Origin of the sequence: Burkholderia sp. A2, assembly GCF_001729305.1 — a bacterium.
Taxonomy (GTDB): domain Bacteria; phylum Pseudomonadota; class Gammaproteobacteria; order Burkholderiales; family Burkholderiaceae; genus Burkholderia; species Burkholderia sola.
The window spans coordinates 38,356-54,152 of sequence record NZ_LZXX01000106.1 but is presented as its reverse complement, the minus strand read 5'-3'; the positions used below and the strand labels follow the sequence as shown (position 1 = coordinate 54,152).

The window sequence follows — 15,797 nt, the reverse complement described above, 5'->3', positions numbered from 1 at the left end:
GAATCGTCTGGACAATTCGCGCATCCTAGCCGAGCCGCGCGACGGACGCCAGCGTGCCGGCCGCCGCGTATTTCAGCCGCGTATTTCAGCCAGGTCCGTCAGCCGCGCCGCACGAGCCAGACGCCGCCGAGAGCGGACAACGCCGTCACCGCGGTGCCCGGTACGAACCGGAACATCCGCGCGTTGACGTACGCGCCCTGCTGCTGCATCACGTCGACGATCGCCGGCGTGAGCACGAGCATCGCCCAGCCGATCATCCCGAACGCGGTGGTCGCGGCCGCGACGAGCAGCGTGATGCCCGCGCCACGCGCACGCGGCCGGAACGCGCCGGCAAACGCGCCCGCGGCGAGCAGCACGGCCGACACCGCGAACAGCACGGCGACGAATACGGTCGTCGCGCCCGCCTGGCCGACCTTCATGAACGCGACCATCTGCGCGGCGATCACGCAGAAGCCGGCGATCGAGAACAGCACGATCGCCAGCGCGTTGCGCACGAAGCTCACGCGCGGGCCTGCCTGAAATACGCGGTCGCCGGGCGCCGGAACAGCAGGTAAACGAACACCGCGAACAGCAGGACGCCGGGGATCAGCACCGCGAGCATCGACGCCGGCATGTTGATCAACGAGAACGCGATGCCGAACACGAACGTCACGATATAGGCCTTGCGCGACCATTCGCGGCCTTTCAGGATCGCGATGCCGATCACGACGTTGGCGGCCTCGACGATCATGCTGATGCCGAACGTCGCCCACACGGGCAGCAGGTAGTGCGACATCAGCGCCTGGGTGGTCGGCATGCCGATCGAGAACGGCGTATAGACGCAGGTGATCGCGTTGGTCACGATGATGATCCACGCGAGGATGGTCAGCGAGATCGGTCTTTTCATGGCGGTTTCCTTTTTATATTCGCCGCCATGGTGGCCCCCGGGACGGCGCGCGCGGTCACGACGGCCGCACTCGCGCCATTGTCGGGGAAGCGCACGGCGAACACAACGGCCGCCCCCGCGCCGTCGGTCGCCGCATCCCGACCGTGTGCCGCTACGCCGCTTGCGCGTCCTCGTCGATCCAGTCGATATCGCCGCACAGCACGCGCTGCGTATCGCCGACCCGCACGGCCACCGACAGCGTCACGCACGGCTGCGCCTCGTTGATCGACAGGTACGGCCGCGTGACCTGCACGCGCCCCGGTTCGGCGATCGCCGAGCGGAAATACGGCCGGCGCAGCCAGTTCGCGCCCTGCGCGTCCGCCAGCGGCGAAAAGCGCGCCTCGGCGAGCGCGCGATCGGCGCGCAGCACGACGTTGCGGCCCGACTGCCGGCCCTGCGCGTCGAGCAGGAAGCAGCGCGCGGCCGCGTCGAGCGCGAGGAAGTTCCAGCACACCTCGTCGAGCGGCTCGCCGGCCGCGAGGCGCTCGGCCGCCCGTTCGAACGCGCGCAGGTACGGCGCGAGCCGCTGCGCGTCGCGCCGCTCGCGCACTTCGGTCTGCTGACGAAAGCGCTCGGTCAGCTCGCCGATGCAGCCGGTCGCGGCCGCGCTGTCGGGCAGCCCCGGCGCCGGCCGGCCGAAGTAGTAGCCCTGCACGAAATCGGCCTCGCACGACAGCGCGATCTGCGCTTCGTGCTCGGTCTCGATCCCTTCGACGAGCACCAGCTTGCCGGCCTCGTGCAACAGCGTCACGAGCCCGTGCAGGATCGCGGTGAGCCCCGTTCGGTGCGCAGCGTGCGACAGCATGATCCGGTCGAGCTTCACGATGTCCGGGTTCAGCTGCCAGATCCGTTCGAGGTTCGAGTGGCCCGCGCCGAAATCGTCGAGCGCGATCAGGAAGCCGTGCGTGCGAAACTCGCGCACGGCCTCCGCGAGCCGCTCGACGTCATCCGCGCGCTGTTCGAGCACTTCGAGCACGATGCGCCGCGGCGGCATGCCGAGCCGTTTCAGGTTCGCGAGCAGCGCGGCCGCCTGGAACGGATCGGTGAGCACGCCCGGATGGACATTGAGAAACAGCCACTCGCGCTCCGCGCCGAGCAGTGCGAAGTTTTCCAGATGCAGCGCCTGCGCGAGCCGGTCGAGCTGCAGCAGTTCATCGCGGCGCGCGGCTTCGCCGAACACGTCGAGCGGCGACACGGCGCGGTCGAGCGCATCGTGCGCGCGCAGCAGCGCCTCGTAGCCCACCGCACGCTGGTGCGACAGGCTGAATATCGGCTGGAACACGGTCGTGAGCGTCAGGTCGCGGTGCTGCGTCGCCAGCCGTTCGAAGCCCGAGCTCATCTCCCGCTCGAACCGGTACGGCGACGCGGCGGCCGGACGCTCCTGTTGCACGATCGTCATGCCTTCCTCCTGGTGATGCAGTCGAACGCGACGTCCGGCGTCCGCCGAAAAACGACGAACGGGACAGCGCGCCATGTCATTGGTTGGACCCTCGGTTACCCGGCGCAAGCCGGGCGGCTGCTCTCCCTCAAGCAAGCTCCGTGCGAGGTGCCGACATCCCGTGCGCCATGCGGCTGTGCGGGGCTGCCGCACCACCGTGGCGCGCGTTCGACGCACCATTCCCGTGCGCACGCACCGGCCGCTCGAGCGCACCGGTTACGTCGGCACGCTACACTCCGTACGATCGTTTCATTCCGCGTAACTCGCCGTATCGATGGAAATCGTTTTCACAGTCCTCATTCTGCTGCTCACCGTCGCGCTGTCCGGCGCCGTCACGCGTCTCCTGCCGTTGCAACTGCCGCTGCCGCTGATGCAGATCGCGTTCGGCGCGATGCTCGCGTGGCCGAAGCTGAACCTGCACGTCACGTTCGACCCCGAGATCTTCATGCTGCTGTTCATTCCGCCGCTGCTGTTCGCGGACGGCTGGCGGATTCCGAAACGCGAGCTTTACCTGCAGCGCCGCGCGATCCTGATGCTCGCGTTCGGGCTCGTGTTCATGACGGTACTCGCAGTCGGCTATTTCGCGCATTGGCTGATTCCCGAGCTACCGCTGCCGATCGCGTTCGCGCTCGCGGCGGTGCTGTCGCCGACCGACGCGGTCGCGCTGTCCGGGATCGCCGGCAAGGGTCGCATTCCGCCGCAACTGATGCACATCCTCGAAGGCGAGGCGCTGATGAACGACGCGTCGGGCCTCGTCGCGCTGAAGTTCGCGATCGCGGCCGCGCTGACAGGCGTGTTCTCGCTGCGCGCCGCGTCGGTCACGTTCGTGATCGTCGCGGCGGGCGGGCTCGCGACGGGCGCGATCGTCGCGTGGCTGTTCAGCGCGCTGTCGACGCGCTTCCTGAATGCCGAACAGGAAGGCGACCCGGCCCCCGGCATCGTGATGACGCTGCTGGTGCCGTTCGCGGCCTACCTGTTCGCCGAGCACCTCGAGCTGTCCGGCGTGCTCGCGGCCGTGTCGGCCGGGATGATGATGAATTACACGAGCTTCTCGCGCAAAAGCACCGTCGCGTCGCGCGTGCGGGCCGAAAGCACGTGGGCGATGATCGAGTTCGTGTTCAACGGCATGGTGTTCATCATGCTCGGGCTGCAGCTGCCGCACATCATCGGCCGCGCGCTCGTCGACGCGCACCATACGAGCGACGCGCTGGTCGGCCGGATGATCTTCAACGTGTGCGCGATGATGCTCGCGCTGTATGCGATCCGCTTCCTGTGGGTGTGGCTGCTGCGCTGGTTCGCGAGCCGCCGCGCCGCGCGCCATGGCCTCGCCGGCACGATGGCCGGCGTGCGCACGATCGCGGTGATGACGGTCGGCGGCGTGCGCGGCGCGGTCACGCTCGCCGGCGTGCTGTCGATCCCGGTCGCGCTGTCCGACGGCGCGCCGCTGCCGGGCCGCGACACCGCGGTCTTCATCGCGTCGGCCGTGATCCTCGGTTCGCTGATCGTCGCGGTGATCGGCCTGCCGCTGCTGCTGCGCGGCGTGCGCTCGTCGCGCAATCCGCTCGGCGACGAGGAGCGCATCGCCCGGTCGGCCGCCGCACAGGCCGCGATTCGCGCGATCGATGCGTCGCACGACGCGATCTCGGCCGATCTCGACGAATCGGGCGCGGCGCGCTGCGCGGACATCTCCGCACGCGTGATGGATCAATACCGCCGCCGGCTCGCCGCGCTGGCCGACGACGGCCCCACGCCGCGCGCGCAAGCGCAGCAGGCCGAAACGATGGAGCTGCAGATGCGGATCGCGGCCGTGCGCGCGGAACGCTCGGCGCTGTACCGGCTGCGCGGCGACAGCAAGATTTCCGACGAGACGCTGACGAAGCTGATTCGCGAGATCGACCTGTCGGAAACCGCGCTGTCGACGCGCAAGAAAGGCATTGTTTGACGGCCGGCGGCGGCCGACGGACATAAAAAACGGCGACGCACACGCGTCGCCGTTTTCACATCCGCCGGCCGCGGCGTTACTTCGCGACGACGACCGGAATCCCCTTCAGCATCCCGGCGCCCTTCATTTCGTCGAGCGCGTGCTGCACGGCCGCGCTCGTCGCCGCGTCGATGCCGAGCTGCAGCGCGAGCTCGCGTTCCGCGCGCTTCACGCCGGCCAGGTTGCGCACCTTCACGTGGCCGAAGCCGCGCACGCGCGCGTGCAGGTCGGCCAATTGCACGACCTGCGCCGCGTTGCCGGCGGTCATCGCGGCGAACGCACGCGTGAGCGTCGTCTCGTAGTCGTCGGCCAGCGCGCGCTCCATCTTGCGCTCGACCGTGCGGCCGAACGGATCGAGCCACGTGCCGCGCAGGCTGCGCACGCGCGCGAGCATGCCGAGCACCGGCCACATCCACTGGCCGAACACGCGCTTCCTCGGCGTGCTGCCATCGCTCCCGGCCTTCGCGACCGTCGGCGGCGCCAGGTTGAACTTCACGCGGTACGTCTGCCCCGGCACGCCTTCGAACTGCGCTTCGAGCGCGGTGCGGAACGCGTCGTCCGTGTACAGCCGCGCGACTTCGTATTCGTCCTTCACCGCGAGCAGCCGGTAGAACGTCGTCGCGACCGCGCGCGTCAGCGCGTCGTCGCCCTTGGCGCGTGCCGCGTTCACCAGCGCCCGGTAGCGCTCGACGTAGCGCACGCCGCCGTACGCGTCGAGACGCGCTTCGCGATCGGCGATCAGTTCGGCGAGCGTCTCCGGCGCCGCGTGGGCGGCCACCGCATGGCGCGCGTTCCACAACGCATCGAGGCCCGCCGCGTCGCCGGCCGCCATCCGGCCGATCGAGAACGCGAGCTTGTTCATCGGCACCGCGACGTTGTTCAGCTCGATCGCGCGCATCATCGCGGCGAGCGACACCGGCACGAGCCCGAGCTGCCACGCATAGCCGAGCATCAGGATGTTCGCGCCGATCGAATCGCCGAGGAACTTCGCGGCGAGCGCCTGCGCGTCGCAGCTCGACAGGTAGCCGTCGCCGGCCGCGTGGCGCATCTTCTCGAGCAGCGCGTCCGCATGCAGGTTCGCGTCGGGGTTCTGCACGAATGACGCATTCGGGATCCGGTGCGTGTTGACGACGATCCGCGAACGCGCGTGACGCACCGTCTGCAGCGCCTCGGCGCTCGCGCCGACCACCATGTCGCACGCGAGCAGCACGTCGGCCTGCTGCGTGTCGATGCGCACCTGGTTCAGCCAGCGGTCGCTCGACGCGATCCGCACGAACGACAGCACCGAGCCGCCCTTCTGCGCGAAGCCCATGAAGTCGAGCACCGACGCGCTCTTGCCTTCGAGGTGCGCGGCCATGCTGATCAGCGCGCCGACCGTCACGACGCCGGTGCCGCCGACGCCCGTCACGAGCATGTCGAACGGCGCCGCGTCGAGGTGCGTCGCCGGCACCGGCAGCGCATCGACGCGCGCGGCGAGCGCCGCTTCGTCGAACGCCGCGCCGGCCGCCTTCTTCAGCGCCGCGCCTTCGACCGTCACGAAGCTCGGGCAGAAGCCGTTCACGCACGAGTAGTCCTTGTTGCACGACGACTGGTCGATGCGGCGCTTGCGGCCGAGCGGCGTCTCGAGCGGCTCGACCGACAGGCAGTTCGACTGCACGCCGCAGTCGCCGCAGCCTTCGCACACCGCGTCGTTGATGAACAGGCGCTTGTCCGGGTCGGGGAACTCGCCCTTCTTGCGGCGGCGGCGCTTCTCGGCCGCACAGGTCTGGTCGTAGATCAGCACGGTCACGCCCGGCGTCTCGCGCAATTCGCGCTGCACCGTGTCGAGTTCGCTGCGGTGATGGAACGTCGTGCCCTTCGGGAACTGCCCGTGATGGCCGTCGTACTTCGCCGGTTCGTCGGACACGACGACGAAGCGCGACACGCCTTCCGCCTCGACCTGCCGCGCGATCTGCGGCACCGAGATGCTGCCGTCGACCGGCTGGCCGCCCGTCATCGCGACCGCGTCGTTGTAGAGGATCTTGTACGTGATGTTCGCTTTCGCGGCGACCGCCTGGCGGATCGCGAGGATGCCCGAGTGGAAGTAGGTGCCGTCGCCGAGGTTCTGGAACACATGCCTCGTGTTGGTGAACATCGCGTGCGCGGCCCAGTCGACGCCTTCGCCGCCCATCTGGATCAGGCCCGTCGTGTCGCGCTCCATCCACGACGCCATGAAGTGGCAGCCGATGCCGGCCTGCGCGATCGAGCCTTCGGGCACCTTCGTCGACGTGTTGTGCGGGCAACCCGAACAGAAGTACGGCGTGCGCTTCACCGCGTCCGCCTCGTTCGACAGGATCTGCGGCGCGACGAGATCGACGACGCGCTCGCGGCGGTCGAGCGCCGGCTTGTGGCGCGCGAGCCATTCCGCGAACACCGGCAGGATGCGCGACGGGCGCAGTTCGCCGAGTTCGGACAGCAGGCACGCGCCGGCCGCATCGTGCTTGCCGAGCACGCGCGGGCGCGCGCCGTCCGCACGGTTGTACAGGTAGTCCTTGATCTGCTGCTCGATGACCGGGCCCTTCTCCTCGATCACCAGCACTTCGGCGAGCCCGTCGACGAAGCGCTCGATGCGCGTCATTTCGAGCGGATACGACAGGCCGACCTTGTAGATCCGCACGCCGGCCGCGTCGAGATCGGCGACCGTCAGGTCGAGGCGGCGCAGCGCTTCCATCAGGTCGAGGTGCGCCTTGCCGCAGGTGACGATGCCGACGTTCGCGTGCGTGCTCGGCGCGATCCACTTGTCGATGCTGTTGGTGCGCGCGAAATGGCGGACCGCGTCGAGCTTCGCCGCGAGGCGCGCCTCGATCGTGAGGCTCGGCAGGTCGGGCCAGCGGTTGTGCAGGCCGCCCGCCGGCGGCGTGAAGCCTGCCGGCGCCGGCCAGCGCGTCTGCAACGCATCGAGGTCGACGGTGGAGCCGGACTCGACCGTTTCCGAGATCGCCTTGAAGCCGACCCACGCGCCCGAGTAGCGCGACAGCGCCCAGCCGTACAGGCCGAATTCGAGCATGTCGGCGATGTTCGACGGGTTCACGACCGGCATGTGCCACGCCATCATCGCGAAGTCGCTCTGGTGCGGCATCGACGACGACACGCAGCCGTGATCGTCGCCCGCCACCACCAGCACGCCGCCGTGCGGCGACGAGCCGTACGCGTTGCCGTGCTTGAGCGCGTCGCCCGCGCGATCGACGCCCGGGCCCTTGCCGTACCACATCGCATACACGCCCTCGACCGTGCGCTCGGGGTCGGCCTCGACCCGCTGTGTGCCGAGCACGGCCGTGCCGCCGAGTTCCTCGTTGATCGCGGGCAGGAAGCGCACGCCGCTCGTGTCGAGCAGTTTCTTCGCCTTCCACAGCTGCTGGTCGACCATGCCGAGCGGCGAGCCGCGGTAGCCGCTGACGAAGCCGGCCGTGTTGAGACCCTGTTCGGTATCGACTGTGCGCTGCATCAGCAGCAGCCGGATCAACGCCTGCGTGCCGGTCAGGAAGATCCGGCCGCGGGTGGCGGTCAGGTTGTCGGTCAGGCGGTAGTCGGACAGGGCGGGCGGGCCGTCGACGGGCAGGCGGGCGGTCATGGGGGAAAGTCTCCGGATTGTGCTGTTCTGGGCCGTGCGCGGCGGGCGCCGGGGGACGCATGAGTGCGGCAGCGAATGGCTCTATTTTTTCGCGCGCGGCCGAGAATGTTTTTTCTCATCTTGCTCGGACCGGCGCACGGCGAGAAAAACTGCGCAGCTTTTTCGCGGGATTTGAGAGAGTTTTCGCGCGGCGTGCCGGCGCGTGATGGACAGGTTCGCGGCGGTCGGGCGGTCTGGCGGAAAAGGCAGCGCGTGCCGCCACGCGCGCAGCTTGGCCCGAGAATGGCGCTCGAGCCTCGTGCGGCAAGGGTTTCGGCGGCATCGGACCGTCACCCTCACCATTGAAATGCACAGGGTTCCGATTGATTGGCGGCGACGGATGTCCACAATGTCGCGCCCTCCGGCCGATCGGGCTTGCGCGCTCACCGTTCGATTGCACAGCGTTTCGAGTGGCGTCGGGAGCGGGATGTCCACATCCGGAATCGGCATGCGGAGCGCGCGGGCCGCGACACTCACCGTTGAAATTCACAGCGCGGCGAGTGGGTTGCAGCGGTGGATATCCACATCCGAAACCGCGAGTTTCGTCGGTCCTCTGCTTGCGCTCACCGTTCGAATACATAGGGGCGAGGGTGGGCTTGGAGGGCGAATATCCTCACCGAAATCCGCATGCCGTGCGACTGCCGGCTCGCACTCACCTTTGAAATACACAGGGGTTCGACTCGCTGCGGTGGCGGTTGTCCACGTTCGGATCTGCGTTGCCTCCCGGCCATTCGCACGCACTCACCGTTGAAAACCACAGCGCTTCGAGTGATCGAGCGAGGCAGATATCCACATGGACGAGCGTTCTACGATCGATAACCGACGCGCGTTTCGACGGACGCCGACGACTGGCAATCCATACCGGAAGCGGCTCATCACCCGATCAGGCGCCGATGCTCACCGTCGAAATACACAGCGCCGCGAGTCGTTCCGACGGACGGATATCCACACGAAAACGCGCGTAGCCGTTGCTCGCACCTTGCGCCCGGGCCTGACAGGAACCCCGCTTCGCGTGACATATACGGTCGCACGGCCGCATCCTGACGGGCTGCGCGCCGGTCGTCGACTCATGCTCACCATCGAATTGCACAGCGCGCCGAGTCGCTGGAAAAGGCGGAGATGCGACGTCGAAATCCGCATGTTGCGAACCACGCGCCTGCACTCACCGTTAGAATGCACAGCCCTTCGATTGGGGGACGGAGCCGGATACCGACATCGCGGAGCCGGCCGATGATGGTCATGCACGCGCGCCATTCGGCTAGAATGCGCGTCGCCCCGCACCGCGGCAACGGCCTGAAACCCATGCCGGTACGGGCGCACCGCCAGGTCGTGGGCGACACTCACTGTTGAATTTCACAGCATTTCGCTTCGTCTTGCCGCGAGTTGTCCACAACCCGCTTCATGTCTCGCGCAGCGTCCGGCCTCCTCACCTGTGAAAACCACAGGTCGCCGAGTCGTTTCGATGCCGGATATCCACAACCGTGCGCGCGATCGAATCTTCATCTGCCGCTCGACGGACGACTCGACGCGCGACAACCCGGAAAAGCCGCAAAGGCTTGTCCGGACGGCCCCGGCGGCACATTCACCGTTCGGATGCACAGCGTTTCGACTGGCTCTGGCGACGGGTTGTCCACATCCCGCCGCCGATGCTTCATCGCGCCGGCACGCGCGCCGGACGACTTTATTCCGCAATCGATCGAATGATCTTCGCCGGATTGCCGCCGACCAGCGTATTCGGCGGAACGTCCCGGGTAACGACCGCCGCGGCCGCGACGACCGCGTTCTCGCCGATCGTCACGCCGCCGATGATCGTCGCACCTGCGCCGATCCACACGTTCCGCTCGATCACGATCGGCTTCGCGACCACGCAGTCGCGCCGCCGCGAAGGCTCGACCGGATGGCCAGACGTGATCAGGCTGACGTTCGGGCCGATCATCACGTCGTCGCCGATCTCGAGTCCGCCCAGGTCGTAGAACGTGCAGTTCTGGTTGACGAACACGTTGCGCCCGAGCTTCATGCCGGTGCCGCCCGTCGCATGGAACGGCGGGATCAGCGTGAAACCGTCGTCCACCTGCGTGCCGATCAGTTCGCCGAACAATGCGCGCACGTCCACCGCATCGTCGAACGTCAGGCGGTTGAGCCGCGCGGTGATCGCCATCGCCCGTTTGACCTCGGCCACCATGGCCGCCGATTCGGGCGTTCTGCGCGGAATGATCGTGGTGCGATCGTCGTTTGCCATGCGTGACTTGTCTCCGGTGAGTGGGGGGTTGCGGAATGCGTTGGCGGTCGCGGACGGGCGATTGCGTGGCTGTGCGCGGGTACCGCGGATAGGGCGGGCACATTGTGTCGTGCTGATTTCCGCGAGAATCTCCGTGAATTTTCATAACTAGTTTCCATATAACTAGTTATTTATTGAACTCCCGCTGCGCAAGGCTTTACGGGCGATTTAGTCGATTCATCGCATGCAATCGACCCGGCGCCCTGTCCCAACCTCGCGCGCTCCGGTACGCTTGAGCATCGACCCCTGCACCCCTACCCGGAGGCGCGATGAAGCTCTACTACTGGCCGAAAACCCGGGCATTCCGGGCGCTGTGGATGCTCGAGGAAATCGGCGTGGTGTACGAACTCGTGCCGATCGACCTGCGTTCGCATGAACAGGGCAGCGATGCGTTCGTGCAGGTCAACCCGATGGCCAAGCTGCCCGCGCTCGACGACGGCGGCGCGCCGTTCGCCGAATCGGGCGCCGTGCTGCTCTATCTCGCCGACCGCTGTCCGGCTGCCGGGCTCGGCGTCGCGCCCGACGATCCGCTGCGCGGCCGTTTCCTCCAGTGGATGTTCTTCACGCCGACCTGCCTGGAACCTGCAATGGCCGAGAAATTCACCGGCGCGTCGGGCAACCCCGTCGCGTTCGGCTGGGGCAACATCGCGCGCGTGCAGCGCGCCCTCGCGCAAGCGCTCGCCCATAGCCGCTGGCTCGTCGGCGAGCGCTTCACCGCCGCCGACCTGCTGCTCGCGAGCACGCTGAGGATCGCGTTCGATGCGCATCTGCTGCCGCACGAAGGCGTGCTCGGCGACTACGTCGCGCGCGCCGAGGATCGCGACGCGTTCCGTCGCGCGGTCGCGATCGAACAGCGCGAAGCGGCGCGCCTGCTGCACGCGTGACGCGCAGCGGGGCCGCGCCCCGCCGCCCACGATCACGCCTGCGCGGCCGGCCCCGGCGCCGACGCCGACGCGTCCGCGTCGATCACCACGCCCGGCGAACCGCGTTCGTCGGTGTCGTCGTCGATCGGCACGACTTCATGAAAATGCGTGTAATCGATGTGCGTGATGCCGTCCTCGTCGTGCATCAGATCGACATAGCGGTGGCGCCAGCGGATCTCGCCATGCGCCCACGCATGACGCGCCTGCATGACCTGCGCGGTCGTCTCGTCCGAGCCCTCGATCGTGATCAGCAATTGCGCGTCGCGCGCGGCGAGCGATTCGGGCGTCTCGCCGAACAGCGCGCTCGACTCGTCGATCACGTGCATCAGGTTCCAGCCGAGCAGGAAGATCGGATGCTCGTTGCGTACGAGCGGCAGGTCGTGAATCTTGCGCAGCGCGTAGCCCTCGTGCGTGCCTTCGACGCGCAGCAGCCGCAATTTCGCCTGCGCCTCGGCAATCACGTTCTGGCGGGCATTCGCGGCGCGCACCATCAGCGTCATCCGGCCGTTCAGCGGCCGCACGATCGCGTAGCGCGCGAACACGATCTTCGCCTGCGGCCGCGAAAACCGCGCGAACACGAGCCCCGTGGCCAGCGCGATGCTCGACATCCCGACGAAGATCTCGAACGTCGCGACGAGATGCGCATACACCGTCTGCGGATGCATGTCGCCGTAGCCGACGGTCGCGAGCGTCTCGACGCTGAAGAAGAATGCGCCGCCGAAGCCGGGCGGCGCCTGGTTCGCGATCGGCTCGTGACCGAGCAGATAGAGCATCGCGAAGCCGCTGTTGAGCAGCAGGAACAGCACCGCGAGCGACAGGAAGAACACGGGCCAGCTCACCGTCAGCGCGCGGTGATAGAAGTCGCGCCAGCCGAGCGGCGGCATCCCGTACGCGACCACCGGGCGGGTACCCGACCAGATCTTGCGGCCACGGCCGCGGGAGGCTGGGGAAGACGAATCGACGTTCATCGCGGGGCGCCGGTTGCAGGAAGGCGATGAGCGTAGCACGCGCGGCGGCGGCCGGGAATGCGGCCTCTCCGGAGCGGCGATCCGCCGCGCAACCGCAAAAAAAGCCGGCCGCACGAGCGGCCGGCCGCGTCGTCATGCAAACGCGCGTGTGGCGCGCGCCGCGCTCACTTCCGGTCGACGATCACCTGGTCGAACGTGCCGCCGTCGGCGAAATGGGTCTTCTGCGCGTTCGCCCAGCTGCCGAAGACCTGCTCGACGCTGAACGTCTTCAGCGCCTTGAACTCGGCCGCATGCTTCTTCAGCACGGCCGCGTCGCGCGGGCGCAGATGGTGCTGCGCGATGATCTCCTGCGCTTGCGGCGTGTACAGATAGTCGAGATACGCCTGCGCGACCTTGCGCGTGCCCTTCTTGTCGACCACCTTGTCGACGACCGCGACGGGCGGCTCCGCGAGGATGCTCGCCGACGGATACACGGCGTCGAACTGCGCGCCCGATGCGCCCGTGTCCATCAGCGCGACCTCGTTCTCGAACGTGACGAGCACGTCGCCGATGCCGCGCTGCGTGAACGTCGTCGTCGCGCCGCGGCCGCCCGAATCGAGCACCGGCACGTTGCGGAAGATCGCCTTCTCGAAGTCGAGCGCCTGCTGGTCGGTCGCGCCCTTCTGCTTCTGGAAGCCCCATGCGGCGAGATACGCATAGCGGCCGTTGCCCGACGTCTTCGGGTTCGCGATGATCACCTGCACGCCCGGCTTCGCGAGATCGCTCCAGTCCTTGATCGCCTTCGGGTTGCCCTTGCGCACGAGAAACACCATCGTCGTCGAGTACGGCGAGCTGTTGTCCGGGAAGCGCGCGCGCCAGTCCTTCGGCAGCAGCTGGCCACGCTCGGCGAGCAGGTCGATGTCGTTCGGCTGGTTCATCGTCACGACGTCGGCCTGCAACCCCTGCAGCACCGACAGCGCCTGCGCGCTCGACGCGCCGTGCGACTGCTTGATCTCGACCGTCTCGCCGGTCTTCTGCTTGTAGGCGGCGGTAAAGCTCGCGTTGATGTCCTTGTACAGCTCGCGCGTCACGTCGTACGACACGTTCAGGATCGACGTGTCCGCGTGCGCGGCCGTCGCCGCCACGACCAGCGCCGCCGCCGCGCCCGTGTGCAGCCAGCGACCGATCCCCTTGATGCTTGCCATCGTGATATGCCCCGTTTCCAGTGGTGGTGAATGTGCGTGACCGCCCGCGTACGCGCTGTCATCGAAACGTAAGCGGGCATTCTAGCGGCCGGCCGCGGCGCCCCTTCCAATCAGTCGTGGAAAGCAAATCTCGAATCCTGCTAAAGGGCAGCCGGGGCTCGCGCGCGCCGCCGCCCCGATGTTAAGATCGCCGCTCAGCCCACTCACGGTTCATCCATGTCCGCTCTCCTGCGCTCGCCCTCGATCCTCGCCGCCGTCGCGGCAGGTGTGCGCGCGGCCGGGCTGAAACTGAAAAAACGACGCCTCGACTGACGGGGACGTCGCGTCCCGTCAGGCGAATGCCGGACGGGATGCCCGCAGGTCGTTTCTTTCTCCTTGCACGCATGCCTCGCTCCGGCACACCGCCGGCGGAACGGTTCCTTTCCACTCCGTTTCCACCATGAGGCTTTGCATGAACACACGTTTCGAAGGTATCTGGCTGCCGATCATCACGCCGTTCCACCACGGCGAGGTCGACCATGCGGCGCTCGCGCGGCTCGCGCGCCACTATGCGGCCACGGGCATCGCGGGCTTCGTCGCGGGAGCGACGACCGGTGAAGGCGTGCTGCTCGACGCGCGCGAACAGGACGCGGTGTTCGCGGCGCTGCGCGACGCGGCGCCCGGAATGCCGATCGTCGTCGGGCTGACCGCGAGCGCCACGCACTTCGCAGCCGCCCGCGCGCGCGAACTCGCGGCGCTGCGCCCCGATGGGCTGCTCGTCACGCCGCCCGTCTACGTGCGGCCGACGCAGGACGGCATCCGCCGCCATGTCGAGGCGATCGTCGACGCGGCCGACCTGCCGGTGCTCGTCTACAACATCCCGTACCGCACCGGCGTGAACGTCGAACTGGACACGCTGCAGGCGCTCGCGCGCGACTCGCGCGTCGCGGGCATCAAGGAATGCGGCGGCACGCTGGACCGGATGAGCCGGCTGGTGCACGACACGCCGCTCGCGATCCTGTCCGGGGACGACAACCAGAACTTCACGGCGATGTGCGCGGGCGCGCACGGCGCGATCGCGAGCAGCGCGCACGTGCTGCCCGAATGGCATGTGCGGATTCACGCGTGGCTGCGCGACGGTCGGCTCGCCGATGCGCGGCGCCTGTCGGTCGCGCTGCAGCCGCTCGTCGCGGCGCTGTTCGCGGAACCGAACCCGGCGCCGGTGAAGGCCGTGCTCGCCGCGCAAGGATGGTGCGAGGACGGATTGCGGCTGCCGTTCGTGCCGGCGAGCGACGGGTTGCGGGCGCGGTTGGGCAAGCTCTGTGCGGAGCTCGAGGCGATCGAGCCGGACGCCGCAGCGGCATAGGAATCACGCCGCAAGCGCCTGCTCCGTCGCACCGCGCACCGCCTGCGTCACGATCCGTGCGAGCCGCTCGACCGTCGGCGTCGCCGACGACGTGCGCCGCAGCAGGATCAGCGGCAGGCTCGGCAGCGCCGGCAGCCCGCACGACGCGGCGTCGAGCACGCGCACCGACGCCGGCAGCCCGTAATGCGAGCGCACCGTCAGCCCGAGGCCGGCCGCCGCGGCCGCCCATAGCCCGGCCAGGCTCGGCGTCGTGAACGCGACGCGCCACGGCACGCCGGCGCGGTCGAGCGCATCGGTCGCCGCACCGAAGAACCGGCACGGCCGGTCGAACACGACGAGCGGCAACGGCTCGTCCGTCCCCCGCACGGCACGACCGCCCGCTTCGCCGACACCGCCCTCCCCACGCGCCTCCGCGCCGCCATCCGGCATCCCGACAGCCCCGCCCGCCACCGCGCCGATCCATTGCATCGGCACCTGCGCGATCGCTTCGCCGTCGATCCCCGCCCGCGACACGAGCGCCGCCGACGCCGGATCGCCCCACACGAGCGCGAGATCGAGCTGGTTCGCATCGAGCCGGTCGAGCAGATCGGCATTGCGCGCCACGCGCGCCTCGATCTTCACCTTCGGATGCGCGCGCGCGAACCGCCCGAGCACGTCCGGCAGGATCGCCTCGCCGAAATCCTCCTGCAGCCCCACCCGCACCCAGCCGTCGAGTTTCACGCCGCGCACGGCCGCGGCCGCCTCGTCGTTCAGCTCGATCATCCGCCGCGCGTAGCGCAGCATCGCGTCGCCGGCGTCGGTCAGCGCGAGCCCGCGCCCGGCTTTCACGAACAGCGGCGTGCCGGCCTGCTCCTCGAGCTTGCGAATCTGCGCACTCACCGCCGACGACGAGCGCGCGACGCGATCCGCCGCCTTCGCGAAACTGCCGAGATCCACACCCGCGACGAGGCTGCGCAGCGCCGCGACGTCGAAGTTGGGCCGCGCCAGCGCGGCGTCGGCCCCCGCGAGCGGCTCGCCGCCGTCGCGCGGAATGTCTTGTTCGGGCATCTCAATCATCCTGATTTATCGAACGATTCATCAAAAACTTTCCGATTTTCAGGATGAAT

Annotated in this window: 11 protein-coding genes; 3 read left to right on the top strand and 8 right to left on the bottom strand. The window is 68.4% G+C overall.

The window, feature by feature from the left end; translation table 11 throughout:
* Positions 1–98: 98 nt before the first annotated feature.
* The 3 genes from A9Z05_RS23210 to A9Z05_RS23200 form a co-directional block, all read right to left on the bottom strand.
* The gene (locus A9Z05_RS23210; RefSeq protein WP_069620172.1) at positions 99–503 is read right to left on the bottom strand and encodes a hypothetical protein; all 405 of its coding nucleotides are present in this window, start codon (positions 501–503) and stop codon (positions 99–101) included.
* Positions 500–886 (bottom strand): hypothetical protein, encoded by a 387-nt coding sequence (locus tag A9Z05_RS23205; RefSeq protein ID WP_069620171.1) that lies wholly within the window; start codon positions 884–886, stop codon positions 500–502. Before A9Z05_RS23205 ends, A9Z05_RS23210 begins: the two co-directional genes overlap by 4 nt.
* A gap of 151 nt (positions 887–1,037) precedes the next feature.
* Positions 1,038–2,324: an EAL domain-containing protein gene (locus A9Z05_RS23200; protein ID WP_069620170.1), complete on the bottom strand. Its 1,287-nt coding sequence runs from the start codon at positions 2,322–2,324 to the stop codon at positions 1,038–1,040.
* Positions 2,325–2,637: 313 nt separating this feature from the next.
* Between A9Z05_RS23200 and A9Z05_RS23195 the strand changes: the two genes are divergently transcribed.
* The gene (locus A9Z05_RS23195) at positions 2,638–4,305 is read left to right on the top strand and encodes a Na+/H+ antiporter (RefSeq protein ID WP_069620169.1); all 1,668 of its coding nucleotides are present in this window, start codon (positions 2,638–2,640) and stop codon (positions 4,303–4,305) included.
* A 76-nt stretch (positions 4,306–4,381) separates the two neighbouring features.
* Here A9Z05_RS23195 and A9Z05_RS23190 read toward each other — a convergent pair whose 3' ends face one another.
* Positions 4,382–7,954 carry an indolepyruvate ferredoxin oxidoreductase family protein gene (locus A9Z05_RS23190; protein ID WP_069620168.1) on the bottom strand — a complete coding sequence of 1,191 codons (3,573 nt, stop codon included), beginning with the start codon at positions 7,952–7,954 and terminating at the stop codon, positions 4,382–4,384.
* A 1,720-nt stretch (positions 7,955–9,674) separates the two neighbouring features.
* Positions 9,675–10,232 carry a DapH/DapD/GlmU-related protein gene (locus A9Z05_RS23185; RefSeq protein WP_069620167.1) on the bottom strand — a complete coding sequence of 186 codons (558 nt, stop codon included), beginning with the start codon at positions 10,230–10,232 and terminating at the stop codon, positions 9,675–9,677.
* A gap of 308 nt (positions 10,233–10,540) precedes the next feature.
* Between A9Z05_RS23185 and A9Z05_RS23180 the strand changes: the two genes are divergently transcribed.
* Positions 10,541–11,155 carry a glutathione S-transferase family protein gene (locus tag A9Z05_RS23180; protein ID WP_069620166.1) on the top strand — a complete coding sequence of 205 codons (615 nt, stop codon included), beginning with the start codon at positions 10,541–10,543 and terminating at the stop codon, positions 11,153–11,155.
* Positions 11,156–11,187: 32 nt separating this feature from the next.
* Here the strand turns inward: A9Z05_RS23180 and A9Z05_RS23175 are convergent, their stop codons facing one another.
* Entirely contained in the window at positions 11,188–12,162 is a 975-nt protein-coding gene (locus A9Z05_RS23175; protein ID WP_069620165.1) for an ion channel, read from the bottom strand.
* A 164-nt stretch (positions 12,163–12,326) separates the two neighbouring features.
* Complete coding sequence (locus A9Z05_RS23170; protein ID WP_069620164.1) at positions 12,327–13,346, bottom strand: sulfate ABC transporter substrate-binding protein; 1,020 nt, start codon at positions 13,344–13,346, stop codon at positions 12,327–12,329.
* A 451-nt stretch (positions 13,347–13,797) separates the two neighbouring features.
* Between A9Z05_RS23170 and dapA the strand changes: the two genes are divergently transcribed.
* The gene (gene dapA / locus A9Z05_RS23165) at positions 13,798–14,691 is read left to right on the top strand and encodes a 4-hydroxy-tetrahydrodipicolinate synthase (protein WP_069620163.1); all 894 of its coding nucleotides are present in this window, start codon (positions 13,798–13,800) and stop codon (positions 14,689–14,691) included.
* A 3-nt stretch (positions 14,692–14,694) separates the two neighbouring features.
* Here dapA and A9Z05_RS23160 read toward each other — a convergent pair whose 3' ends face one another.
* Complete coding sequence (locus tag A9Z05_RS23160; protein ID WP_069620162.1) at positions 14,695–15,738, bottom strand: LysR substrate-binding domain-containing protein; 1,044 nt, start codon at positions 15,736–15,738, stop codon at positions 14,695–14,697.
* Positions 15,739–15,797: the final 59 nt, after the last annotated feature.